The 24,041-nt window shown below is 42.4% G+C and carries 20 protein-coding genes; 11 read left to right on the top strand and 9 right to left on the bottom strand.

Annotated elements, in window-relative coordinates:
* The first annotated feature begins 2 nt into the window (after window positions 1–2).
* The 6 genes from glf to ACYQ0C_RS20465 all read left to right on the top strand — a co-directional run bounded on the left by glf (window position 3) and on the right by ACYQ0C_RS20465 (window position 5,833).
* On the top strand, window positions 3–1,112 hold the full coding sequence (gene glf, locus ACYQ0C_RS20440; protein WP_016274678.1) for a UDP-galactopyranose mutase: 1,110 nt from the start codon (window positions 3–5) through the stop codon (window positions 1,110–1,112).
* An 11-nt stretch (window positions 1,113–1,123) separates the two neighbouring features.
* A complete protein-coding gene (locus ACYQ0C_RS20445) occupies window positions 1,124–2,203 on the top strand; it encodes a glycosyltransferase family 4 protein (protein ID WP_128811931.1) in 1,080 nt (359 codons plus the stop codon).
* Window positions 2,204–3,226: a glycosyltransferase gene (locus tag ACYQ0C_RS20450; protein WP_016274680.1), complete on the top strand. Its 1,023-nt coding sequence runs from the start codon at window positions 2,204–2,206 to the stop codon at window positions 3,224–3,226.
* Window positions 3,227–3,264: 38 nt separating this feature from the next.
* On the top strand, window positions 3,265–3,963 hold the full coding sequence (locus ACYQ0C_RS20455; RefSeq protein WP_016274681.1) for a glycosyltransferase family 32 protein: 699 nt from the start codon (window positions 3,265–3,267) through the stop codon (window positions 3,961–3,963).
* A gap of 162 nt (window positions 3,964–4,125) precedes the next feature.
* The gene (locus ACYQ0C_RS20460) at window positions 4,126–4,941 is read left to right on the top strand and encodes a DUF5672 family protein (RefSeq protein ID WP_016274682.1); all 816 of its coding nucleotides are present in this window, start codon (window positions 4,126–4,128) and stop codon (window positions 4,939–4,941) included.
* Window positions 4,942–4,981: 40 nt separating this feature from the next.
* Window positions 4,982–5,833, top strand: coding sequence for a glycosyltransferase family 2 protein (locus ACYQ0C_RS20465; protein ID WP_016274683.1), 852 nt, complete (start codon window positions 4,982–4,984; stop codon window positions 5,831–5,833).
* 92 nt (window positions 5,834–5,925) lie between these two features.
* Here the strand turns inward: ACYQ0C_RS20465 and ACYQ0C_RS20470 are convergent, their stop codons facing one another.
* The gene (locus ACYQ0C_RS20470) at window positions 5,926–6,804 is read right to left on the bottom strand and encodes a glycosyltransferase (protein ID WP_016274684.1); all 879 of its coding nucleotides are present in this window, start codon (window positions 6,802–6,804) and stop codon (window positions 5,926–5,928) included.
* Between the two features lie 238 nt (window positions 6,805–7,042).
* On the opposite strand from ACYQ0C_RS20470, the gene ACYQ0C_RS20475 reads away from it, so the two are divergent.
* Together ACYQ0C_RS20475 and ACYQ0C_RS20480 are read left to right on the top strand one after the other, a co-directional pair.
* Entirely contained in the window at window positions 7,043–8,791 is a 1,749-nt protein-coding gene (locus ACYQ0C_RS20475) for a glycosyltransferase family 2 protein (RefSeq protein WP_016274686.1), read from the top strand.
* Window positions 8,792–9,134: 343 nt separating this feature from the next.
* Window positions 9,135–10,970 (top strand): ABC transporter ATP-binding protein, encoded by a 1,836-nt coding sequence (locus tag ACYQ0C_RS20480; protein ID WP_016274687.1) that lies wholly within the window; start codon window positions 9,135–9,137, stop codon window positions 10,968–10,970.
* Here ACYQ0C_RS20480 and ACYQ0C_RS20485 read toward each other — a convergent pair.
* Window positions 10,959–12,092, bottom strand: a complete 1,134-nt coding sequence (locus tag ACYQ0C_RS20485; protein WP_016274688.1) for a glycosyltransferase family 4 protein — start codon at window positions 12,090–12,092, stop codon at window positions 10,959–10,961. The genes ACYQ0C_RS20480 and ACYQ0C_RS20485 overlap by 12 nt on opposite strands.
* 144 nt (window positions 12,093–12,236) lie before the next feature.
* On the opposite strand from ACYQ0C_RS20485, the gene ACYQ0C_RS20490 reads away from it, so the two are divergent.
* The 3 genes from ACYQ0C_RS20490 to ACYQ0C_RS20500 are packed head-to-tail and all read left to right on the top strand — an operon-like array spanning window position 12,237 to window position 15,345.
* Window positions 12,237–14,018, top strand: a complete 1,782-nt coding sequence (locus ACYQ0C_RS20490) for an LTA synthase family protein (protein ID WP_016274689.1) — start codon at window positions 12,237–12,239, stop codon at window positions 14,016–14,018.
* Complete coding sequence (locus tag ACYQ0C_RS20495) at window positions 14,018–14,398, top strand: GtrA family protein (RefSeq protein ID WP_016274690.1); 381 nt, start codon at window positions 14,018–14,020, stop codon at window positions 14,396–14,398. Before ACYQ0C_RS20490 ends, ACYQ0C_RS20495 begins: the two co-directional genes overlap by 1 nt.
* Window positions 14,395–15,345: a glycosyltransferase family 2 protein gene (locus tag ACYQ0C_RS20500; RefSeq protein ID WP_016274691.1), complete on the top strand. Its 951-nt coding sequence runs from the start codon at window positions 14,395–14,397 to the stop codon at window positions 15,343–15,345. The genes ACYQ0C_RS20495 and ACYQ0C_RS20500 overlap by 4 nt, the downstream gene beginning before the upstream one ends.
* A gap of 5 nt (window positions 15,346–15,350) precedes the next feature.
* Here the strand turns inward: ACYQ0C_RS20500 and ACYQ0C_RS20505 are convergent, their stop codons facing one another.
* The 7 genes from ACYQ0C_RS20505 to argS all read right to left on the bottom strand — a co-directional run bounded on the left by ACYQ0C_RS20505 (window position 15,351) and on the right by argS (window position 24,010).
* Window positions 15,351–17,048 (bottom strand): ArnT family glycosyltransferase, encoded by a 1,698-nt coding sequence (locus ACYQ0C_RS20505; protein WP_016274692.1) that lies wholly within the window; start codon window positions 17,046–17,048, stop codon window positions 15,351–15,353.
* The gene (locus ACYQ0C_RS20510; RefSeq protein ID WP_016274693.1) at window positions 17,038–17,850 is read right to left on the bottom strand and encodes a LicD family protein; all 813 of its coding nucleotides are present in this window, start codon (window positions 17,848–17,850) and stop codon (window positions 17,038–17,040) included. The genes ACYQ0C_RS20505 and ACYQ0C_RS20510 overlap by 11 nt, the downstream gene beginning before the upstream one ends.
* Window positions 17,851–17,854: 4 nt before the next feature.
* Complete coding sequence (locus ACYQ0C_RS20515; protein ID WP_016274694.1) at window positions 17,855–18,586, bottom strand: phosphocholine cytidylyltransferase family protein; 732 nt, start codon at window positions 18,584–18,586, stop codon at window positions 17,855–17,857.
* The gene (locus ACYQ0C_RS20520; protein ID WP_016274695.1) at window positions 18,583–19,632 is read right to left on the bottom strand and encodes a pyridoxal phosphate-dependent aminotransferase; all 1,050 of its coding nucleotides are present in this window, start codon (window positions 19,630–19,632) and stop codon (window positions 18,583–18,585) included. The genes ACYQ0C_RS20515 and ACYQ0C_RS20520 overlap by 4 nt, the downstream gene beginning before the upstream one ends.
* Before the next feature lie 90 nt (window positions 19,633–19,722).
* Window positions 19,723–21,546 (bottom strand): LTA synthase family protein, encoded by a 1,824-nt coding sequence (locus tag ACYQ0C_RS20525; RefSeq protein WP_016274696.1) that lies wholly within the window; start codon window positions 21,544–21,546, stop codon window positions 19,723–19,725.
* Window positions 21,547–21,562: 16 nt separating this feature from the next.
* Window positions 21,563–22,189 (bottom strand): ribonuclease H1 domain-containing protein, encoded by a 627-nt coding sequence (locus ACYQ0C_RS20530; protein ID WP_016274697.1) that lies wholly within the window; start codon window positions 22,187–22,189, stop codon window positions 21,563–21,565.
* Window positions 22,190–24,010: an arginine--tRNA ligase gene (gene argS, locus ACYQ0C_RS20535; protein WP_016274698.1), complete on the bottom strand. Its 1,821-nt coding sequence runs from the start codon at window positions 24,008–24,010 to the stop codon at window positions 22,190–22,192.
* Window positions 24,011–24,041 lie beyond the last annotated feature (31 nt).

Here is a 24,041-nt window from a genome sequence, read left to right on the forward strand (position 1 = left end):
TTATGGAAAAATATGATTACTTAATAGTAGGAGCCGGTTTGTTTGGAGCCGTTTTTGCCCACGAGGCTAAAAAAGCGGGTAAACGTTGTCTGGTCATTGACAAACGCAATCACCGGGGAGGAAATATCTATTGCGAGGATATAGCAGGTATCCATGTACACAAATACGGAGCACATATTTTCCACACAGACAACAAGGAAGTATGGGATTATGTGAACAGTTTTGTAGAGTTCAACCGCTATACCAACTCTCCTTTGGCTTCTTTTGAGGGAAAACTGTACAACCTTCCTTTCAACATGAATACTTTCTACCAACTGTGGGGAGTAAAGACCCCCTCGGAAGCGAAAGCCAAGATAGAAGAGCAACGCAAAGAGTATGCACATCTCACAGAGCCCGCCAACTTGGAAGAACAGGCACTTAAACTTTGTGGAAAGGATATCTACCGCTGCCTGATAAAAGGATATACCGAAAAACAATGGGGGCGTTCAGCCAAAGAACTGCCTGCATTCATCATCAAACGCATCCCTTTCCGTTTCATTTATGACAACAACTACTTTAACGATGCGTATCAAGGTATCCCTAAAGGCGGTTATAATGTATTGATCGACGCGCTACTGGAAGGAATCGAAGTCCGTCTGGACACCAATTATTTTGACCATCGGCAAGAATTGGACGCATTGGCCGACAAGATTCTCTTTACCGGCTGTCTGGATCAATTCTTTGACTACCAATGCGGACACCTGGAATACAGAAGTCTCCGCTTTGACACACAACACTTGGAGATGGAGGATTTTCAGGGTAATGCCGTGGTGAACTATACCGAACGTGAGGTTCCTTATACCCGTGTCATCGAACACAAGCATTTTGAATACGGCACACAGCCCACCACCGTAATCACCTACGAATATCCCGATGATTTCGCACCGGGCAAAGAGCCTTATTATCCGGTAAACGACAAACGGAACACAGAAATGGTAAGAAAATACAAAGAGCTGGCGGCAGAAAGAAAAGAGGTGCTGTTCGGTGGACGACTGGCACAATATGCCTACGCCGATATGGACGACACAGTGGCTGCCGCCCTTACTTTATGGAGAAAACAAACTAAAAACTAAAATACAAAATTATGGAACCATCAAAAAAAAAGGTACTGATAGACCTTTCTAACTTAAAGCATCCAGCTTGTGGATTCGGGCAAATAGCGATCAATTACTCAAAACTGTTTGCCACTCTGCCTGTAGATGACCTGCACTTCGTGTATTTACTTCCCAAAAGAGACAAAAAATACTATGGAGATAATGTCACTCGTGTTCTGTTAAAAGACAGAAAGCTGAAACGATGGTTCCCGTCCCTCACGCTTCCTAAAGTAGATATATGGCATTCAGTAAATCAGTTCAACTGTTTTTACAGGAAAAGTCCGAACCACATACTCACTATACACGATTTGAACTTTCTGTTTGAAGAAGAAGGCAAAGAGAAGCAAAAAGCTCTGCAGATTATGCAGAAAAGAATAGATAGAGCAACAATCATCACCACCATCTCTAACTATGTGGCTGATGAAATAAAGCAATACATGGATCTGAATGGAAAAGAAATTCGTGTCATCTACAACGGAGTAGAACGAATAGACCAACAGCAAGACAAGCGGCCACAGTTTGCCCAAAAGCGCCCTTTCTTCTTCACCATTGGAGAAATACGTGCGAAGAAAAATTTTCATCTGCTAGTAGATGTAATGAAATCCTTTCCTGAATACGACCTATACATTTGTGGAAACGACCAATTCGATCATGCAGAAGAAATAAGAGCACAAATCAAAGAAAAAGGAACAACTAACGTCTATTTAACAGGAACTATAGAACAAACAGAAAAAATATGGTTATACCGCAACTGTGAAGCTTTCTTATTCCCCAGCAGAGGAAAGGGATTCGGACTGCCGGTTATTGAAGCCATGCAATTCGGCAAAGCAGTATTTATCTCCAATTATACCTGTCTTCCCGAAATCAGTAACGGTCTTGCTTTCATCTGGGACAAACTGGAAACTCAAGCAATGGTAGAAAGCATTAGAAAAAATCTCCCTTCCTTCTACAAACAGAAGGAGCGAATTGTACAAACAAAGGAACATGCCTATTCTTTCAGTTACGAAAGACACATCAAGGCATATATCGACTTATATCACGAACTACTCCAAACAAAAAAACAAAATTAAATGAACTGTTACCTTTCACGCAACTACAAAGGCCTGTCCAGCGCCGGGAACAAGGCAAAGACAGACATTGAACGGATCATGGAAGACATGTCCTTCAGAAACGTAGGTTTACAGCAAACGACCTATACTAATGAGATACTATCATTTCTCACCACATTGACCGGTGTGCTAAAATCTCCTTTCTGCCTGCAAAAAGGAGATAAGCTAGTCCTTCAATACCCATTGAAGAAATATTTTACCTTTGTTTGCAACATGGCTCACCTGAGAGGGGCGAAAGTAATTGTGCTCATCCATGATTTGGGAAGTTTCCGCCGTAAGGCATTAACAATAAAACAGGAAATACAACGTCTGAATCATGCCGACTATGTTATAGCACATAATGAAAAGATGAGGAAATGGCTAGAAGACAACGGATGTAAAGCAAAACTTGGGGTATTGGAAATTTTTGATTATCTGTCGGAAACCAAGGCAAGTGCCAAACCGGATGTCAAGAAGCCTTACAGTGTATTATACGCCGGTGCGCTAAACCTGCGCAAAAACACTTTCCTGTACGAAATAGGCGAATATATCCATTCTTTCCATTTCAATCTTTATGGTAACGGATTTGAAATTGACAAGGCTAAAGGTAAGGAACACTTTAATTATATGGGGTTTGTGAAATCAGATGACCTGATAGCTACCGCCCAAGGCGATTTCGGCCTAGTATGGGACGGATTCTCTGCTTCTGCCTGTACAGGTAACTTTGGAGAATATCTTCAATTCAACAATCCACATAAAACCTCTTTATACATCAGATGCGAATTGCCTGTCATTATCTGGAACAAAGCTGCATTAGCCGATTTTGTATGCAAAAACGGAATAGGAATATGTATTGACTCATTGACAGACCTAGAAGATATTTTAAATTCACTGAGTGAAGAGCAATATTTGGAAATGAAAAAGAAAACAGCTCAAATAGGACAACTATTGAGTGAAGGATATTTTGCAAAAAAAGCATTGCAGAAAGCAGTTGAAAGTTTGTAATATCACTTTTTATAAATAATAATTAAACGAATTATCACATGATACCTAAAATCATCCATTTATGTTGGTTCAGCAATGACCCTTTTCCGGTAGAAATCAAAGTTTGCCTGGACACGTGGAAGCGTATACTTCCGGATTTCGAAGTAAAACGCTGGACTTATCAAGATGCTAAAGCCATAGGTTGTCCATTTATTAATGAAGCGCTAGAAGCTAAGAAATGGGCTTTTGCTGCTGATGCCGTCCGTTTCTATGCCCTATACAATGAAGGGGGCATTTATATGGATAGTGACATTTTTATCCTGAAACGTTTCGATCATCTGATACCCAAACACGGCTTTGTCACTTTTCAAGAAAATAAGGCCACACAGCTACAGGCAGCCTTCATGATAGGAGAAAAAGGAAACTCATTCTGCAAAGATGTATTTGAATATTATAAATCAACTCCCTTTTTAAATCCTGACGGTACTTACAATAGCGTTATATCACCTGTCACCATGTACGATGCAGCTTGCAAAAGAGGTTACCTTCCCGAAGACAAAGAACAGCACCTGGCTGACAATGTAACCATTTATCCAGCACACTATGTAACTCCTCGCCATAAATATTTTACCACTTCCGATACCTTTGCTGAACATCGTATCTACGGAAGCTGGAGGACACGCAAATTCGGAAGGAAAGTGGAACTTTATATAAAGCATATCTTGGCAACAGCAAAATACGCAATATTAAGAAAGTAACAGCACCCAATGCCATCTACATTAGTCCATACACACAACCTGTTAAATTATGTTAGGTCGTGCAGCAAAACAAAGAACTTCTCATTTACATTATAGTTACTCTGAACAATCTATCACCAGAATAACAAGAAAATGTAAATAAGAAGTTCTAGATTTTATAACATGATAAGAGAAAAAAAAAGTGTAGCAATTGCTATCCCCTATTATAAGAATAACTTAACAAAAACAGAACAGACATCATTAAAAGCCTGTACTCAGACATTAAGTTCTTATGACATATTTCTTGTATCTCCCATTAAACTAGACACTTCTGATATTTGTAAGGAATACCCTTTGTTGAAAGTGAAAAAATTCAAGAATGATTATTTCAATAATATAAGAGGATATAACAAATTAATGCTATCTGAAGATTTTTACTCTCAATTCACAGATTATTCCTATATCCTTATCTATCAATTGGACGCTTTCGTATTTAAAGATGAGCTCCAAACATGGGTAAATAAAGGCTATGATTATATTGGCGCTCCTTGGATCCATTCATCACAATATACAAATCATAAAGGCGGGACAATAAAATGTAAACTGAAACGTTTTTGGTATAGAATAACAAAAAACAAAAAAAGATTACATAGATATTATTGGGGATATGTGGGCAACGGTGGTTTCTCGCTTAGAAAAGTTAGTAAAATGCTACAAATCACAGAACTTTATAAAGACAAAATAGCAGAACAACTAAATGACGACAAGCCCTTCTATGGAGAAGACATGTGGCTACAGTTTGAATTAAAGTATAAGCATCGTTTAAAAAAACCCACATTCAAGGAGGCTATTCGTTTTTCTATAGAGACTGCACCAGCAAGGGCATATCAATGGAATAACAATACATTACCTTTTGGTTGCCATGCTTTTAACCTCAATCAATACAAAGATTTTTGGGAACCCTTCATAAACAAATCAACCAATAAAATGTTTTTTTAGTAAGAACAGAGAAAATATATAAACAAGACTAAAAGAAAATATGTCAAAAGAATTAATTACTGTGGTAACTGTATGCTTTAATGCAGAAAATGTAATTGAAGAAACGCTTCAAAGTATTTTGGAACAAACTTACAAATCTTTGGAATACATAATCATAGACGGAAATTCTAAAGATAACACCTGCCATATCATAAAAAAATATAAGCCCTTGTTCATTACGAAAGGAGTCTTGTTCAAATTCATTTCTGAAAAAGACAATGGCATATACGATGCCATGAATAAAGGAATAAGGCAAGCAACAGGAAAATGGATAAATTTCATGAATGCTGGTGACAAATTTTGTACTCCAACAGTCATAGAAGAAGTTTTTAACAGAGAAATATCGGATGATGTAAAAGCTGTTTATGGGAATGCAATTATGATAAAGAAAAATAGCAGAAAATGTTTCGTATCTGAAGAGCCCCATGTCATCTTAAAAAAAATGGTGGCCTGTCATCAGGCTATCTTCGCAGAGGTAGAAGATATGAAAGAACACCCGTTTAATTTGGATTATAAAATATCAGCGGACTATCATTATATGTATCAGTTATACAAACGCAACGGAAAATTCCTACCTTTATCCATCAATGTTGCTGATTTTGAAGCAGAGAATGGAATTTCATCCACAAACAGCATAGGATGCAAATGGGAATGCGCAAAAATAGCAGGAATAGATCAAACATGGCAATGGAGATTCAAAATCACTAGAAAAACAATTGAAGTTTATACAGAACGATTCCTTTATAAATATCTTCCTGAAAATTTATTTAATTCCCTACACCAATGGAATTGTAAAAGATTAGAAAGAAGACGCATGAAAAAACAACAAATGAAATTGGTGCTATCTAGATGAACAATTTAGAGTAAGAAAATTCTTAATAAAGTGTATGAGGCAACTGAATCGTCATGAATCAGTTACTTCATACACTTAAGGATTTCTTAAATCTAAAAATCTACATGAAAAATACGAGTACCCACCAACTTCAAAAGTAAAGTAAAAAAATGCTCCTTATAATGCGTCATTTCACCATATTCTAAAATGCAACGATACACCTTCCAAAATGGATAATCTGTTTCATATAAAAGTCTTATAAAACGATACAAGGCCTCATGCTCATACCCTTCCTTTTCTTCCTCTGACAATTGCACCGCTGATAAAGGCAATCTGCTTTTCCACTTTTCCTGATGCAAGCGTATCATGGTACACACCCAATCATTCTTGAATGTTCCTTGTGAAAAATGTTCCAACAATACTCTGTTACACACATAATTCTGATAATGTTCAGCAACCTGTAATGAAAAATCCAAATCATACCCATGAAAACCGGTCAGAAGTACCTCATCAAATTTATGTTCCTCCCACACTTGTTTACGCACGAACAAGCATAAACCATCCAATGTAACACAAGGAGCATAATCCACATGAATATCTAAATTATTCACAAACCATTTTCTATACGGATTAATCCGTTGAACAAAGTTGTTCACACATAAATCTGGAATACTATGGACTGAAGAAAAAGCTTTCGACTTCATGCGTGAACCGGAAAAACCTATCACGCCACAATCCGGTTTCTTTAATTGATTAATAATCGTTTCGCCCCAATTGAGCGAATAAAAAGCTATATCTTCATGTATAAAGCACAAATTATCATACCTGGCTTTTTCCGCACATAAATTATACACCTTTGTTATTCCATATTTAGTCTGCCGGTTGTCAAAGGCTATCATTTCATACTCCACATCTCCTATCGTACACTTTATGTTCTCTTCCAGACAGGCAGCCCTTTCCGGCGATATACTACAAATAATAAAAGAAATCATACACAATCATTATTTTACAGCCTGTATCATTGAGTCCAAGCTTGTTAATATCATACTAGTTTCAGTTTTTTATGCTGTGAAATACAAAGATAAGAAGATTCCGCAGCATTTCTATATTCCAGCTCCTTTTTCTTAAACATATTCAAGACATCAGAAGTACTCATTTTATCTATCTCACTTTATTCGTTTTTTCCAGCCATTTTTCCTAACTTTGCCATAAACTAAACAAGCAAACTATATGAAATCTGCCATCTGCGCCATAAGCCGCAATGAAAACAACTATCTGGAAGAATGGATAACCTATCACCTGCACTTAGGATTCAATCATATTTTCATATACGACAACAATAATCCCGATGACAATAGCACTTCCCAGTTTTGTTCCATCCAATCTTGGAAAGAACAAGTAACCGTCATTGATTATCGAGGCAAACTCGCCGCACAGCTCATCGCTTATAACGATTGTTATACAACCCATTCAAAGGAATTCGACTGGATAGCCTTCATCGACATTGACGAATTTATAACCTTTGGCTCAAAAAGTGCCTATACTCATATCAACAACTACCTTTCCTCTATCACTAATTTTAATGTAGTGGCTATCAACTGGATGTTTTATGGAGATAATGAAGAGGTAAACTTCAAGAAAGGAAGCGTTATCCAACGATTTCCTCACCCCATATCAAATTCGGGCCAGAACAAACATGTCAAAGTCATTGTACGTACCCGGATGGATATCAGGTTCATCCGTAACCCACATTGTGTAGATGGGAAGGTACGAATATGTGATGACTGCCAACAACGAGTCAAAAAGAGCACCCCGTTCAAAGCCCCTTCTTTTAAAAAATTGTACATCCGCCATTACGGGACCAAGAGCATAGAGGAATTCATCACCAACAAAATATTAAGAGGTGCAGCAGATCAAGGCTCCAATCCTTATAAGCTCGATCTGTTTTATCAAACGAACAAAAGAAGCAAGGAAAAACATGGAGTAGAACAAAAATATTTCCATGTGCACAGACCAGTAGAAAATCCGCTGGTCAGTGTCATCATACCAAACTATAACCACAAGAAGTACCTGAAACAAAGAATAGACTCCGTACTATCTCAAACGTTTACAAACTTTGAAGTTATTCTTTTAGATGACTGCTCTACCGACAACAGTCAACAACTTTTATTATCCTATAAAGACCACCCACATGTCAGCTACATTTTTCTCTGTACTAAAAATAGTGGAAGTCCTTTCTTTCAGTGGGAAAAAGGTATTCGTCTAGCTAAAGGGAAATATATATGGATTGCAGAAAGCGATGATTGCGCGTCACCCGATTTTCTATCTGCGACAGTAGAACAATTGGAATTGCACCCTGACGCACAACTATGTATCACTGGCTCTCATGTGATAGACGGTGACAATAATCCCGTTCAAACAAATGAGTTTGACCATTGGGAGGAAGACGGGAAAAGCTATCTGTTCCAATCCGAAAGTTACCTTACTTCACGTATGTTTGAAATAAATTCCGTTTATAATGCCAGCATGGTGCTGTTCCGAAAAGCCGGATGCATTTCTAACATTTCATCACATTATCGGGAAATGCGCTATTGCGGCGACTGGCTGTTTTGGCTAGAACAAATCTGTAAAGGAAATATCATAGAGATTCACCAGAAATTGAATTACTTCAGAAAACATACTACGAATACCACCTATGAAGGTATTCAGAACGGAAACGCATTAGGAGAAATCGCCTTTATAAGGAACTGGTTCTATACACAAATCTTCCAAGATTCCCTAGCTATTCTTCAAGACAAGTACAATTTTTATCGTATGATCAAGCGATTTCCCATATCCACCCATAGACAAAGGAGAAAGGTACTAAAGGAAATTGCAAAAGAAGGGAATATCACCTATTGGCATTATCAAAAATGGAGACTGTACAAAATGTACACCAAGCATGTCAAGCCTTTACTGGAGGGTCAAATCAATAAATGAGCATTTTAAGTAGCCAAGTTCCTTGACGCATCATTCTTTCTCACCAGGAAGTTGGAGGCGTTTATGCTCTCACTTTACGCATAACAGGCTAATTATAAAAGTCTGTCTCGCGCGTCTGAACGTGTAAGATTTCACATACATACGCATAAGCCTGCACGTACGTATGCGTAGCCCTGCATATACGTATGTATAACTCCATACGGACGTACGTGAAAAAACATGCTGACTGACATCAGATTATTCATCTTTAACTGCCTATTTCTTTGATTATTGCAAAAATCTACCTACTTTTGTCAGCTTAAAAGTCATTGTTCCCCTTGTCACTAAAAAAAGATTCAAATAGATGAAAGAATTCTTCCAAATGATGCGACGATTCGTATCACCTTACAAGAAATATTTAGGTTGGGCTGTCCTGTTAAACCTGCTTTCTGCGGTTTTTAATATATTCTCATTCACTTTGTTAATCCCTATTCTGCAAATCCTGTTCAAAATAGACCAGCGGACTTACAGTTTTATCCCTTGGGGCAGCGATATGGGAATGAAAGATATCGCTATCAATAATTTCTATTACTCGGTGAGCCGCATGATTGAAATCCATGGCGCATCAGGAACCCTGCTGTTTTTAGGATTGTTCCTCGCTTTCATGACCATGCTGAAAACCTCTTGCTATTTCGCCTCCTCCGCTGTTATGATTCCCTTACGGACAGGAGTTGTACGCGACATCCGCATCATGGTGTACAGCAAAGTGATGCGCCTGCCGTTACGATTCTTCTCGGAAGAACGGAAAGGAGATATCATTGCCCGCATGAGTGGTGATGTGGGAGAAGTGGAAAACTCCATCACCAGTTCGCTGGATATGCTCATCAAGAATCCGATTTTGATTGTGATGTACTTCGGCACCTTGCTGGTAACCAGCTGGCAGCTGACCCTGTTCACCCTGTTGGTCGTTCCGGGTATGGGATGGGTGATGGGAAAGGTAGGAAAGAAACTGAAACGCCAGTCACTGGAGGCACAAGGCAAATGGAGTGACACAATGACCCAGCTGGAAGAAACATTAGGCGGCCTCCGCATTATCAAGGCTTTCATTGCCGAACAGAAAATGATAGACCGTTTTACACAGTGCAGCAACGAGCTGCGCGATGCCACAAACCGCGTCGCCACCCGCCAAGCCCTGGCACATCCGATGAGTGAATTCCTAGGTACTCTGCTGATTGTACTGGTATTGTGGTTCGGAGGCTCACTTATTCTGGGAGAGCACTCCTCCATTGACGCACCGACTTTTATATTCTATATGGTTATCCTTTACAGTGTCATCAATCCGCTGAAAGAGTTCTCCAAAGCCGGTTACAATATACCGAGAGGACTAGCCTCCATGGAGCGTGTAGACAAGATCCTGAAAGCAGAAAATCCGATCAAAGAAATAGCCGATCCGAAAGTGCTGGATAATCTGAATGACAAGATCGAGATGAAAAATATTTCTTTCAGCTATGACGGGACACGTCAGGTATTAAAGGATATCAATATCACGATCCCCAAAGGAAAGACCATCGCTTTAGTGGGCCAGTCGGGGTCGGGAAAATCAACACTGGTGGATCTGCTGCCACGTTACCACGACATACAGGAAGGAGAAATCCTGATAGACGGAATCAACATCAAGGAATTACGCATAGCCAATCTGCGCAGCCTGATAGGAAATGTGAACCAGGAAGCGATCCTGTTCAATGACTCTTTCTTCAACAACATCGCTTTCGGTGTGGAAAACGCAACCATGGAGCAAGTAATAGCTGCCGCCAAAATTGCCAATGCGCATGATTTCATCATGGAAACAGAGAAAGGGTATGACACCAATATCGGAGACCGTGGCGGCAAACTGTCCGGCGGACAACGCCAGCGTGTCAGCATAGCACGTGCCATCTTGAAAAATCCGCCCATATTGATCCTTGACGAGGCGACTTCCGCTCTCGATACGGAAAGCGAGCGTTTGGTTCAAGAGGCTCTGGAACGTCTGATGAAGACACGTACCACTATCGCTATCGCACACCGGCTTTCCACCATCAAGAATGCGGATGAGATCTGCGTGCTTTATGAAGGTGAAATCGTAGAACGGGGCAAGCACGATGAGTTATTGGCTAAAAACGGCTACTACAAGCGGCTGAATGATATGCAATCACTGGCATAATCCGGAATAAATACGCATCAGCTGCCGCGCCTGTTCTTCTTCCGAAAAACGGCGCACGTAGTTTTTCCCTTCTTCAATCATCCTTGCGCGGACAGCCTGGTTGCCGGAGGCCTGCTTTAAGGCATCGGCCATTCCTTCCACATCGTCAGGATGGACATAAATGGAAGCGGGGCCTCCCGCCTCCTCCAGACAAGAGCCGGTAGCAGCCACTACCGGAACCCCGGAATGAAGGGCTTCTATAATAGGAATGCCAAACCCTTCGAAACGGGAAGGGTAGACAAACACGCCGGCTTGCTGATAAATGGCAGGCAAATCGGCAAAAGGAATCCCATGCAATATTTTCACACGCTCCTCTAAATGATGGGCGTGTATGAATGTATCTATCCGGTCTGTATAAGCAGTCCGTCGCCCCAAAATAACCAGATGCATCTCCTCAGGCAGACGAAGGAGGGCTTTCACTGCCAGAAGCACATTCTTGCGCTCCTCTATACTTCCTACATTCAGGATATAATGCTCGGGCAAACTATATTTCACGCGTACTTCCCGCTTCTTTTCATCAGTGGCCGGTAGAGTGAATGATACATCACAACCTTGATAAACTACTTTTATTTTCTCTTCGGGAATATGGAAATAAGAAATGATATCGCGCTTGGTACACTCGCTGATTGCTATGACCCGATCGGCGTATTCACAAGCCTTGCGGAACTTATAAGCATAGATTTTCCGGTCAATCCAATGATAATACTCCGGATAACGCAAGAATATCAAATCGTGTATAGTGACCACACTCCGGGTATGCCGGGCCTTTCTGATAGTTAAAGGCAGCTCATTGCTGAGCCCGTGAAACAGGTCGATACCTTCCTTATCCAGGCGTGAGGCAATCCCCCAAGTACGCCACGACGACTTGAAATGCTTCCACATGCCTTCCGGATAAATGGTCTTCAGGCGGGGACAATGATGCAACAACTCGTCAAACACCCGGCTCGACCGCCTGCGGGGAGCATAAAGCACATATTCATTCTCCGGAGAAAAACGATATAAAATATCTATGACATAGCGGCTGTAATTCCCCAAGCCCGTGAAATTCTGGACAGCACGTTTACCATCAAATCCTATTCTCATATTCCTTTATTTATCTAAGGCAAAGGTAAATATTTCCCCTCTCCCATACAAAGAATAAGCTAAAAAGAAAAGTACCCTGCCTAAAATAAGGTTTGTGCGTTTAGAATATATATCTTTGCTGATAATTACAAAATTAAAAACTAAATGAAATCTCTTGTTAATTCTCTATTTCCAAAAAAACTTTGGACACGACCGACAATCGTATTCGGAGGAGGACTATTCTTTAAATTTATTTTATTCAATATCATCTGGTGTATGCAAACCACATTCACCTCCTTTTCCTTCCCCGAACTTTATCTGAACGCCGCATTGGCCACTTTGGTTTTACTAGTGCCCTACGCCTGCTTCCGGAAAGGATGGTTACAATGCGTTGTCATGTTCCTGTTAGACGGATTATTGACAGCCAACCTGATGTACAGCCGCACCTACTATTCAGCCATCCCGTTGGACAGCTACGGGCTGGCGGGAAATCTGTCCGACTTCACGGCCAGCGTCTATGACTCCCTGCGCTGGACCGACCTCCTTTTTCCATTATCAACCTTGGCATGCCTTTACCTGTATATCACAGAAAAGAACAAGCCGAAACCTACCATAAAGTGGCATTATCTGGCAACGACAGGTTTTGTATTATTACTTTCCGTAGGGCTGAACACCATCAAAGGCGGCTATAAGGCTGCATACGATTCCTTACAAAACGCCAATTACCATACATGCGGCGTACCGATGTACACTCTGTTCGGACACTTGTATTATAACGCCCTGCAAGCAAAAGACATCTATACTCCGCAAATAGAAGAAACCATCCGTACATGGCAAGCGGAACAACCGGCCTACAAGCCTTTGCCGGACAGCATCCCCGCCCAGACCAACTTAGTGGTCATCCTGTGCGAGTCATTGGAAAGCTGGGTGTTGGAACGAAATGTGGAAGGACATGAAATCACTCCCTGTCTCAACTCTTTGCTGAAAGAACCGACCACCTTATTCGCGCCCAAAGTACTGACACAAGTAGCGGGCGGGCGTTCCATAGATTGCCAATTGTTGCTGAATGCAGGAATGCTACCGATCAAAAGCGGCTCCTATAGCATGAAGTATCCCACTAACACTTTCTTCACACTGACCCAAGCGATGAAAGAGAAATATGGAGCACGCGGATATCTGCTGACTGTTGACAAACAAATAGTATGGAACCAGGGGGCGGTTGCCAAAGCTTTCGGTATAGACACCTTGCTCACCAAACCCTGCTGGATACTGGACGAGAAGGTCGGCTCACGTAAAAAACTGGGAGACGAATCTTTCTTCCGTCAATGTGTGGAGAAACTAAAAAAAGGAGAAATATGGAAGGAGAACGAACCGGCTTACTTCCAGTGTGTGACTTACTCCGGCCACAATCCGTTTATCCTGCCCGAAGAGTCCAGACGCATTACTTTTAAAGGAGACTACCCGCAACGGATGAAAGACTATATGTGCATGGCCAATTACACCGACCACGCCATCAAACAATTCATTGACTATCTGAAAACACGCTCCGATTACAGCCGCACTCTCATTGTTATAACCGGAGACCATGAAGGGCTGGCCGCAGACCGCATTCCCCTCTGCCATTCCGACGGAGGCAAAGATATTGTTTCGGACAAACCTTTTACTCCACTGATCATTGTCAACTCACCAATCGGAATGAGGTATGAAAAAGTAATGGGGCAAGTGGATATGTACACTACCCTACTGAACCTGATGAAGCTGGACGGTTACCCATGGAAAGGCATCGGACAAAGTATTCTGGACCCGGATAAAGCACCATTCGCCATCGGCCCCCAAATGAATGTGGAAGGTGATATACGGCACATTCCGGCAAAAGAAAAAGAACATGCCGAAAAAGCCCATACTATATCTGATATGATGATTCGTTATAACTATCTGGCACGATAATGGAAAGCAGACAAACGTTAAAAGAAGCGGTTCGTTTCGGCATAGTGGGAGTAGTGGCGACAGCAACGCACTATGGTATCTACTATTTATTGCAGCCTCATATCAATGTCAACATAGCCTATACCACAGGATATGCGTTAAGCTTCATCGCCAATTTCTATCTGACTTCCTATTTTACTTTCGGGACAAAACCTTCCTGGAGAAAGCTAATGGGAATGGGAGGAGCGCATTCAGTCAATTATCTGCTGCATCTGGCCTTACTCAATTTATTCTTGTTTATGGGAATCACAAAGACATGGGCGCCTGTCCCGGTATTTGCCATCGCAATTCCTATCAACTTTCTGTTAGTCCGATTTGTATTTAAACATAAAAAGCTATGAATACCATTAAACTTGTCATTGTTGTTCCTTGCTATAATGAGGAAGAAGTACTGAAGGAAACAACCCGGCAACTATCCGGCCTCCTTGCCCTGATGGAAAATGAGGGGAGAATAGAAGACGGAAGAATATTATATGTGGATGACGGAAGTAAAGATGCGACCTGGCCTCTGATAGAACAACTGGCCGGTGCCAACCCTTGCGTCATGGGATTAAAACTGGCCCATAACGTGGGCCACCAGCAAGCGTTGTGGGCCGGTCTGGAGTGGGCGGCGGATAGCAGATACGATGCCGCCGTATCCATTGACGCAGATTTACAGGATGACATAAACGTGATTCCTGAAATGGTGGATGATTGCAACAAAGGTATAGACATTGTATATGGCGTAAGGAAGGAACGGAAAACAGACACCTTCTTTAAAAGACATACTGCACAGCTGTTTTATAAACTGATGAGAACGATGGGGGGAGACATTGTCTATAACCATGCCGATTTCCGGCTGATGAGCAGACGGACTTTACAGGCATTGGTTTCTTATCCGGAGCGTAATCTTTTCCTGCGGGGAATAGTCCCCACCTTAGGTTATCCGTCGGCTTCGGTTTATTATGACCGCAAAGAACGGTTTGCAGGAGAGTCCAAATATCCACTCACCAAAATGCTGAATTTCGCATTGGATGGCATCACCTCATTTTCCGTCAAACCGCTACGATTGATAACCACTGCCGGACTGGTCTTTATGCTGGCATCCGTCATCGCCATTATTTATGCTTTATCGGCTTTCGCCAGCGGACAGGTATTCCCGGGATGGACTTCGTTATTGATCTCTGTATGGTTTATCGGTGGGGCTATTCTGACCGCCATCGGAGTCATCGGCGAATATGTGGGTAAGATTTATAAAGAGGTGAAACACCGCCCGCGTTATTTCATAGAAAAAGAAGTAAACCTTTAACAGGTTTACTTCTTGACAAAATGATACAAATAAATAATATCGCGAATATCACATCCCCGCTTTTTGCTTCTATACACTTCATTGAAAGTATATTCGTTTTCGTACCGGGGTTTAAATCCATTAAAATCATTGGCTCCGACCAACAGATACCCTTCTTGAGGCATATCCCGTTCAAACAAAGCCACACGGTCATTATTATAAAAGTTAACCACATAGAAACGAAGCATATCCACACTGACATAAGAGTATATTTTCCCCTCAGGAACTATCTTGCGGACCTCTTCGGCCAGCCCTTTGTCGGACTTCACATTAAGAACAGCGGGCTGATAAACTCCATCCAAAGACATGAACAAGGCAAATGTCATAGCAATGGCACAATAAATGGCAGAGTCATAATGCCTGGTTCTGTTAATGCGGGTGAAATAGAATATGGCAATGCACAATGGCAACAGGATAAGCAGAAAACTAATAAAAGTGACAGGCATATCTTTCAATGCATCCATGTACAAAATATTCTGGGCGGCGTGCCTTCCCTGGAAAATGCTGTCGGGCACCCATCCGCATTTCACCGCTATAAAAGTAAGAAGCAACAAAATACCGGCTACGGACAGGAAACCACTATATATTTTAATGGCTTTTGAACTGATCCTGACCAGATACACCACATATTCTGCCACAAAATAAGCGATAAACGGATAGATAGGCAGCAGATAGACACTTCGTTTGCTCTTTGGGATGCAATAGAACACAAAGATTAAAACAATACTCAACAATGAGAACAACCGGGTATCATCCATCTCACGTATATAGGTCGTGAACCGGTTCCACCACTCACGCGGTCTTCCGGAAACCTTTCTGTATTTCAAGCTGAACAAAGAAAGCAACACCAACAAGGTGTAAGGTGCATATCCCGCCAATACGGTCAATACATTATAATAGGCAGGATTCTCGTGCGACTCATAAGTCATTTTACCCATAAAACGCCCGAAGTTCTCCTCCATCACCAAGGCTATGAAATTGTCTCCTCCCTGCTGATAGGCTGCAAGATACCAGGCAGCCGGCAAGATACATGAGACAACGGCAACCAGAAGCATGGAAAAAAATGCTTTATAGAACTTCATTCCACGAACCAACAGATAGACTCCTGTAACCAGACAAGGCAGAATGATACCGACAGGGCCTTTGGTCAAAGCAGCACACCCCATGAACAGCGTAGCCACCCACGGGAATCCCCGCTGCCCCTTCTCACACCATTTATAAAGCTGATAAAGCGCCAGCACAATAAAAGCGGTCAGCATCATATCGACACGGCAGTTCATACCCGCGCGATGCACTTCGAAATTGGATAAGGTAATGACAGACATCAGGAAAGCAAGAGAAGCACCTTTACGCTTGGCATAAAACAGAAAGCCCGCCAACACCATAGCTATCAGCGACAAAGCGGACGGCATACGGGATGTATATTCGGTCACTTCACCTGCAACAGATGAAACCGCCGCGATGCACCAATGAAAGAAGGGTGGCTTATAAGCAATATCCCCTCCATTGTTTACGGGCAGAATCCAGTTACCGGTCTCCAACATTGAATAAGCTACTACAGCTTCACGAGGCTCTCCTTTAGTGTGAAAATCTGTCAGCCCCAAAAAAGGAAGAAGAATGACGACACAAATCAGGACTAAAAAGACAAACAGTCTATTTTTCATATTCTCTATAGGGTTTATCCAGATTAAGATAATGGAAATTATGCTGACGCTGTCCCGAATGGGGCGGCACAACCATATATTCGCCGTATTTCTGTTTTAAATAAAGATGCGGATGCTCCACACCCCATACTTCCTTTCCCTCGAACAAGATGGGAGCCGGAGTTCCCAGAATGTGTTTGGGCATCACCCCCTTGAAGCCGTCGTCATGATCCACCACCCAGTCGCACCGGTCAAAATCATAACTCTTCATCATACGGCGCATCGTTTCCTGCACTCCTTTCAATGTAAAGAACTTCCGGCACAACAAAGGTATCCATGAGGACATGCCCTTTCCATGCCGGTAGGGATCACGGTAAATGAAATAAAGTATCTTCTTATAAAAGAAATATTTCATGAAGTGAAGACGCTGGGCCAATTTACTATCCGGCATACCGTCTAAAGGAAAAACATCCAGATAGATGCCGCCCAAATATTTCAGATGCATACGCTCAATCAAAGTAGTACTTCCATCCTGGATTTTAGCAAAAGGCAACGGATAGGTCGTATCATTCTCAAAACAGACAGCTTCGAACGGAGCGGGAAGCCACTCGGCGGCATGAGCCATCAAGAGGTCATAATCCGCACGGGGCATACCGATATCCAAATCATCGTCCCAAGGAATAAAACCTTTATGACGGACGGCTCCCAGCAGCGTGCCGGCTATAATGTAATAACGAAGGTTGTGCTCCTTGCAGACTTTATCGACAGCCATCAGAATATCGAGGATTCTCAGCTGCAAAGGACGTATATCGTATGTTGCCATAGGATCAAAATAAAGATGAAGGAATTAATTGCTGCGCCTGCCTGAAATCCTCTACTGTATCCAGTTCTACAGAATACAAGTCTGTGGTATCAATGACTCCGAAAGTATGCCCTTGCGGAATCAGGCGCTCAAAAGCACGTTCATAAAAGATATTGTCCAAGCCTTCCTTCTCTATCATCTGCTCCAGTTCTTTAAAAAGGGCAGCTGTATAGACTGATGACATTTTCTCTATACCAATAGACTCACCTATAGCGTGTTCGATAGAACAAACTTTGCTGATTTCTTTTACATTTCCTTTCTCGTCCACTATCACCTTTATTTCCTCCTCGCTGAGAGGATGATTGTTCAAAGCCAGCACATCCGGCTTTTCTGATGCCAGTACACGGGATACAATCCGCGGATCGAATAAGATGTCACTGTCCAACAAAAGGATGTCCTGCCCTTCCGCCTCGGAACGGGTGAGCCACAACGAATAAATGTTATTGGTTGAAGCGAACACCTCATTATATATAAAATGAATGTTCTGATCGGGATAATGCGCACCCAGAAAATCCTCTATCTGTTCATGACGATAGCCTGTCACTACAACAAACTCACTGATTCCATTGGCAATCAGTCCGTCAAAAGCACGTTGCAACAAACATCTCTGTCCTATTTGCAAGAGGCATTTAGGCATTGTATCGGTCAACGGGCGAAGGCGGGAAGCAATCCCTGCGGCTAAAATAATGGCTTTCATTGTCTGGCGATTCGTTTGATGGTGTCGGCTACAATACGGTTCTGTTCGGGACGGCCCAGCGTAATACGCAGATGTGTATTGATATCGGGTTCGTTCATAAACTTCACCTTATAGTTTTCTTCAGCAAAAGCAGCCTGCAGAGCCGGCTTCAACTCAATAGGATATTTTATCAATATAAAATTAGCGACAGAATCATAGACTTTAAATCCGGGCAACGCACCGATTTCTTCTTCATACATCTTCCGGCTTTCATTCATCATACGTGCCACTTCACGATAATGCGCATCCGATTTCAATGCGGCAATGGCGATATCTTCCGACAAACGGTTATATCCCAGATATTTGTTGCTGTAACGAATGAATTTCTCAAGCCCTTTACTGATAAACCCGAATCCCATACGCAGTCCCGGCAGGCCATAAAATTTGGAAAGAGTACGGGAGATAATCAGATTATCATACTTATTCACTAATTTACTGATATACGAATTGTCTTCGGTTACAAAAGAAGCGTATGCCTCATCTATGAGTACAATGGTTTCCTTGGGAACAAAGGACAACAGCTCGTCCAGTTCCTCCGGTGTCAGTCCGTTGCCGGTAGGATTATTGGGAGAAGCCAGCAAAAGAATCTTCGGGCGCTCATTCTCCACCATTTCTTTAATAGCGGCTATATCATACTTGAAGGTATTTCCAGCCTCGTACAATGGATATTGCAGCGTACGCCCCTCCACTTCATCGGCGATGGACTTGTAATACCACCACGAGAACTTAGGAATCAGCATGGTCTTGTTGCCGTCCGCCTGAGTCAGGAAATAATGAACAGACTGTTTCAGGATATCTTCCCCACCATAGCCTAATAATACCTGTGACTCATCAACTCCATACAATTCAGAAAGAAAGACAGAAAATATACTTTTCTTTCCTTCATCATAAATCCGAGTGTAAAAACAAAGTTTCTTTATGTCAAAATCTTTTAGTGCTTGTATTACTTCTTCCGAAGGTGAGTAATTAAATTCGTTCCTATCCAGAAATATCAGTTCTTGTTCCATTGAGATTGCTTTTTATTAAAATGCAAAGTAAGCACATTTTTTGTGTATATGAATGCTTTTAGCTGATTATTTTCGTTTCAGGCCTTATTCCTATCGTCTTCCCAAGTCATCATACACACTCTGCAAAATAGCCTTCCCCTTATTTATACGCTGCTCGCTGCCGGCGGGCTCTTCCAACAAGATACTTTCCGAATTATTATCAAATACCGTTACGCCGGTGCTGTCGCGGAAAGAGAAACCATTATTGAAACTATAAAAAGCAAAAGGATACGTGTAATCACTGCCCAGCACATTGCGGCTGAAAGTAAAGGAAGAATGATCCATGCCCAACTGCCCCAGCAAAGTGGCTGCCAGATCGGTCTGGTTCATTATCTTGTCTATTTTCATGGGTTGCTTCACCGCTCCTCCCAGCCAGAGCATCGGAATATGATAAAACTCAGGAGCCGTGTTCAATCCTACACGCGGATAATAGAAGCCATGATCGGGCAGACAAACGACCAGCAGGTTCTCCCAAACCGGAGTCTGCTTCAACTTGTCTATAAATTTCCCCAAGCAATCGTCTGTAAAGGCAAAGGCGTTGGGTATCTTCTCGTCCAAACGATGGTAGGGAACCTCAAAAGGCTCGTGACTGCTTAAAGTCAGAAAGGCGGTATGCCACGGAGCTTCTTTCCGGTCTTTCAACTGATTATAAAGGTATTCAAAAGTAATGTCATCATTTACCCCCCATGCGTTACTGGTCTGTTCCGCCAGAGAGAAATCCTTGTCGGCAGTCAGGTGCTGGTATCCTTTGCTCAGCAAATAGCTCTTCATATTGGTAAAGTTGATATCACCTCCATACAGGAAATCTGTTTTATAACCGGATTTTACCAGCTCTTCCGCAATGGAAGGAAGCGTACGGCTCTTGGCGGGAATCTTCATGACCGACGCCGTAGGCAATCCAAGATAACCGCTGAAAGTACAGACTGTCCCCCGGTCTGTACGGAAACTATTAGCATAACAATTGGTGAAGAAGACACCTTCTTCAGACAAGCGGTTGAAATGAGGAGCGACCTCAGGAATGCCACCCAGCGGACCAATGAAACGCGCACCATAGCTTTCCATTAAAATAATCAGAATATTAGGACGACGGGTATTCAGTACTTGGACAATACTGTCTCCATCTGTTGCCGGATAAAGTCCGTCAAATAATTCAGCCCGCTTCTCTTCCTCAAAAAAGTTGAACTCCGCAGCAAAATCCTGAGATTTGCCCATAGAGGACAACAAGCTGAAATCGGGATTGACCGCCGAATGGTTCAAGAACGGTTCATTACTGAAATACACTTGCCCTATATTGGACGTAGATTCCGTGACACCACCACGTATCATGATGAAAAGCACACCTCCTATCAACAGCATAACAGCCGTTCCCGCCCATCGTCTCCGGGCAGCCTCCAGGACAGAAGGCGTAATTTTCAAAAGCAAGCAGGCATAAAGGACTATCAGTAATAAGATAATCAGAACCCTCAACGCTATAAAACCGGTTGAAACACTTGCCAAAGCTTCTTTCGGCGAATCGACATAAAGAAAAACAGATGCATCCAGCTTGAATCCCCAGAAAGTATATAACGCCATATCTACCACAAAAATAATAGAGACCAAAGTGGCAACCAATATATAATACCCCCAAAGAATCTTCTTCAAAGGAAATTTCTTCAACCAGATGCTGACCAGTACCAACAGGAACGGAAGTGCTGTGAGATATCCCGCTGTAGCGGCATCAAGACTGGCTCCATGCACCATCACCTGCATATAGTCGGCCAGCCCGAACCCTTTTTCAATGGAACCATTATAGAGCATGAACAATGGTTTCTGTAGAATAAATATCAGTAAGACTGTAAAAAAGTACAGGCTGATATAAGCAATCCTCTTTTTCATATCTTCAATTTCTTTCTTATTTCCGTCCGAAATCAGCCGGTACCTCCCCCCATCGGTCGGTTTCCCATTTCAATAAAGGTATGGTATATTTATTTTCTTTCAGCCAGCTCTCGGCCCGTTCTATCATTTGAAAAAGTTTCTCCGTCTTAGGAGTCCGTTCCAGTTTGGTTTTGCATTTCTTCTGTTTCACCCAACTCAGCGCATTACGGCTGTCCGAGTAGACAGGCATATTGATATTCTTCTGCTTCATCAATGCCAGAGCATGGACAATGGCAAGAAACTCTCCGATATTATTCGTGCCATAGACAGGACCGAAATGAAAGACTTCCTGTCCGGTAAGCAAATAAACGCCCCGATATTCCATAGGTCCGGGATTTCCACTGCAAGCGGCATCCACAGCCAGACAGTTCAGATCAAAGTTCTCGGGTAGTTGTTTAGGAGTATCGTCTTTTTTAACAGCATTCTTTCCTATATAATGGAAAGCGGAAGAAGCCAAGGCGTGTTCTGCCTCCTCTTTAGTTCCGAATGCCTTGTATTGTGCGCCATCGTACCCTTTTATCTGTAGCTGGCAGTCAGTCCAGGAGTCATAAACTCCCGGATTGACACCTTTCCATACTACATAATATTTCTGTTTCTTTGCCATTTACATACGTTCAGGCACTTCGATGCCCAGCAAGCCCATCGCTGTCTTCACAATCTTGCCCACATTGGCACTCAGCGCCAGACGGAAGATTTTCAACGCTTCATTTTCTTCACGCAGAATGCTGAAGTCATGATAGAACTGGTTGTATTCCTTCACCAAATCGTATGTATAGTTCGCTATAATGGAAGGATTATAGTCCGAACCCGCCTGCTTGACAACCGATTTAAAATCGGCCAGCATCTGAATCAGACCTTCTTCCTTCGCGCTCAGTTCCAATCCTGCGGGTATTATTTCAGGAATGACGATACCTGCTTCGGCCGCCTTGCGCAATACAGACTGGATACGGGCATACGTATACTGAATGAAAGGTCCCGTATTGCCATTGAAGTCTATCGATTCTTTCGGATTGAAAGTCATGTTCTTACGTGCGTCCACTTTCAGGATAAAATACTTCAAAGCGCCCAGACCAACAATGCGGGCAATATTATCAGCTTCTTCCTGGGTCAGGCCGTCCAATTTACCTAATTCGGCGGAAGTTTCCTTAGCAGTTTCAATCATTGCCTCCATCAAGTCATCGGCATCCACTACTGTACCTTCACGGCTTTTCATCTTGCCCTCGGGCAGTTCCACCATGCCGTATGAGAAATGAACCAGTCCTTTTCCCCATTCAAAGCCCAATTTGTCCAGCAAGATAGAAAGCACCTGAAAATGATAGTTCTGTTCGTTACCCACTACATAAATCATCTTGTTGATAGGGTAATCCTGGAAACGTAACTTGGCTGTGCCGATATCCTGAGTCATATAGACAGAAGTGCCGTCACCACGAAGCAGCAGTTTATGGTCTAATCCTTCGGCAGTCAGGTCAGCCCATACAGAGTTGTCCTCTTTCCGGTAGAAGAAACCTTTTTCCAGTCCTTCCATCACTTTCTCCTTACCTTCCAGATACGTATTCGACTCATAATAAATCTTATCGAAACTAACCCCCATCATCTTATAGGTTTCATCGAATCCGGCATATACCCAGTCATTCATCTTCTTCCACAAAGCACGGATTTCGGGATCATTCGCCTCCCACTTACGAAGCATCTCACGAGCTTCCAGCATCAGAGGAGAGTTTGCCTCCGCCTTCGCTTTAGCCTCTTCTTCATTCAAGCCTTCGGCCTGATACTGAGCCGTCAGTTCCTTTACTTCAGCCTTGTAATGCTTGTCGAAAGCTACATAATAGTCACCGATCAAATGGTCTCCCTTTTTGCCTGATGACTCAGGTGTCTCACCGTTACCATATTTCAACCAGGCCAGCATGGACTTACAGATATGGATACCCCGGTCGTTTACAATATTTGTCTTGACCACCTTATTGCCATTTGCCGCCATGACATTAGCCAAGGCATTCCCCAGCAGATTGTTACGGACATGGCCCAGATGGAGCGGTTTGTTTGTATTGGGAGAAGAATACTCAATCATCACCAACGGAGAGTTCTCCGTTGCCTTTTCAATGCCGTATTCAGAAGCAGCCTGAATGGAATTCAAAAGTTCAATCCAACAATCCGAGGCAATGGTCAGATTAAGAAACCCCTTCACTGCATTGTAAGCCGAGACCAGTTCGGGAGCATGTTCTTTCAAGTATCCGCCAATTTCTTGTGCGGTTTGTTCAGGGCCTTTCTTAGACATTTTCAGAAAGGGGAAAACAACCAATGTAAGGTGTCCTTCAAACTCTTTCTTTGTCTTTTGCAGTTGTACCATCTTCCCGGGTACATCCTGTCCGTACAACGTTTGGATAGCGCTGATAATGGACGCGGTGAGTTTTTCTTCTATATTCATAATATGTACGTACTTATTTGTTATTGAGTTG

The sequence above is a fragment of the Phocaeicola sartorii JCM 17136 = DSM 21941 genome (assembly GCF_054653615.1).

Bases quoted from the DNA above. Each gene is read 5' to 3' on its own strand.
- ACYQ0C_RS20485 (WP_016274688.1), bottom strand. From the start codon at position 12,092: ATGAGAATAGGATTTGATGGTAAACGTGCTGTCCAGAATTTCACGGGC.
- ACYQ0C_RS20445 (WP_128811931.1), top strand. From the start codon at position 1,124: ATGGAACCATCAAAAAAAAAGGTACTGATAGACCTTTCTAACTTAAAG.
- ACYQ0C_RS20495 (WP_016274690.1), top strand. From the start codon at position 14,018: ATGGAAAGCAGACAAACGTTAAAAGAAGCGGTTCGTTTCGGCATAGTG.
- ACYQ0C_RS20475 (WP_016274686.1), top strand. From the start codon at position 7,043: ATGAAATCTGCCATCTGCGCCATAAGCCGCAATGAAAACAACTATCTG.
- ACYQ0C_RS20450 (WP_016274680.1), top strand. From the start codon at position 2,204: ATGAACTGTTACCTTTCACGCAACTACAAAGGCCTGTCCAGCGCCGGG.
- ACYQ0C_RS20515 (WP_016274694.1), bottom strand. From the start codon at position 18,586: ATGAAAGCCATTATTTTAGCCGCAGGGATTGCTTCCCGCCTTCGCCCG.
- ACYQ0C_RS20470 (WP_016274684.1), bottom strand. From the start codon at position 6,804: ATGATTTCTTTTATTATTTGTAGTATATCGCCGGAAAGGGCTGCCTGT.
- ACYQ0C_RS20460 (WP_016274682.1), top strand. From the start codon at position 4,126: ATGATAAGAGAAAAAAAAAGTGTAGCAATTGCTATCCCCTATTATAAG.
- ACYQ0C_RS20490 (WP_016274689.1), top strand. From the start codon at position 12,237: ATGAAATCTCTTGTTAATTCTCTATTTCCAAAAAAACTTTGGACACGA.
- ACYQ0C_RS20505 (WP_016274692.1), bottom strand. From the start codon at position 17,048: ATGAAAAATAGACTGTTTGTCTTTTTAGTCCTGATTTGTGTCGTCATT.
- ACYQ0C_RS20500 (WP_016274691.1), top strand. From the start codon at position 14,395: ATGAATACCATTAAACTTGTCATTGTTGTTCCTTGCTATAATGAGGAA.
- ACYQ0C_RS20520 (WP_016274695.1), bottom strand. From the start codon at position 19,632: ATGGAACAAGAACTGATATTTCTGGATAGGAACGAATTTAATTACTCA.
- ACYQ0C_RS20465 (WP_016274683.1), top strand. From the start codon at position 4,982: ATGTCAAAAGAATTAATTACTGTGGTAACTGTATGCTTTAATGCAGAA.
- ACYQ0C_RS20455 (WP_016274681.1), top strand. From the start codon at position 3,265: ATGATACCTAAAATCATCCATTTATGTTGGTTCAGCAATGACCCTTTT.
- glf (WP_016274678.1), top strand. From the start codon at position 3: ATGGAAAAATATGATTACTTAATAGTAGGAGCCGGTTTGTTTGGAGCC.
- ACYQ0C_RS20510 (WP_016274693.1), bottom strand. From the start codon at position 17,850: ATGGCAACATACGATATACGTCCTTTGCAGCTGAGAATCCTCGATATT.
- argS (WP_016274698.1), bottom strand. From the start codon at position 24,010: ATGAATATAGAAGAAAAACTCACCGCGTCCATTATCAGCGCTATCCAA.
- ACYQ0C_RS20480 (WP_016274687.1), top strand. From the start codon at position 9,135: ATGAAAGAATTCTTCCAAATGATGCGACGATTCGTATCACCTTACAAG.
- ACYQ0C_RS20525 (WP_016274696.1), bottom strand. From the start codon at position 21,546: ATGAAAAAGAGGATTGCTTATATCAGCCTGTACTTTTTTACAGTCTTA.
- ACYQ0C_RS20530 (WP_016274697.1), bottom strand. From the start codon at position 22,189: ATGGCAAAGAAACAGAAATATTATGTAGTATGGAAAGGTGTCAATCCG.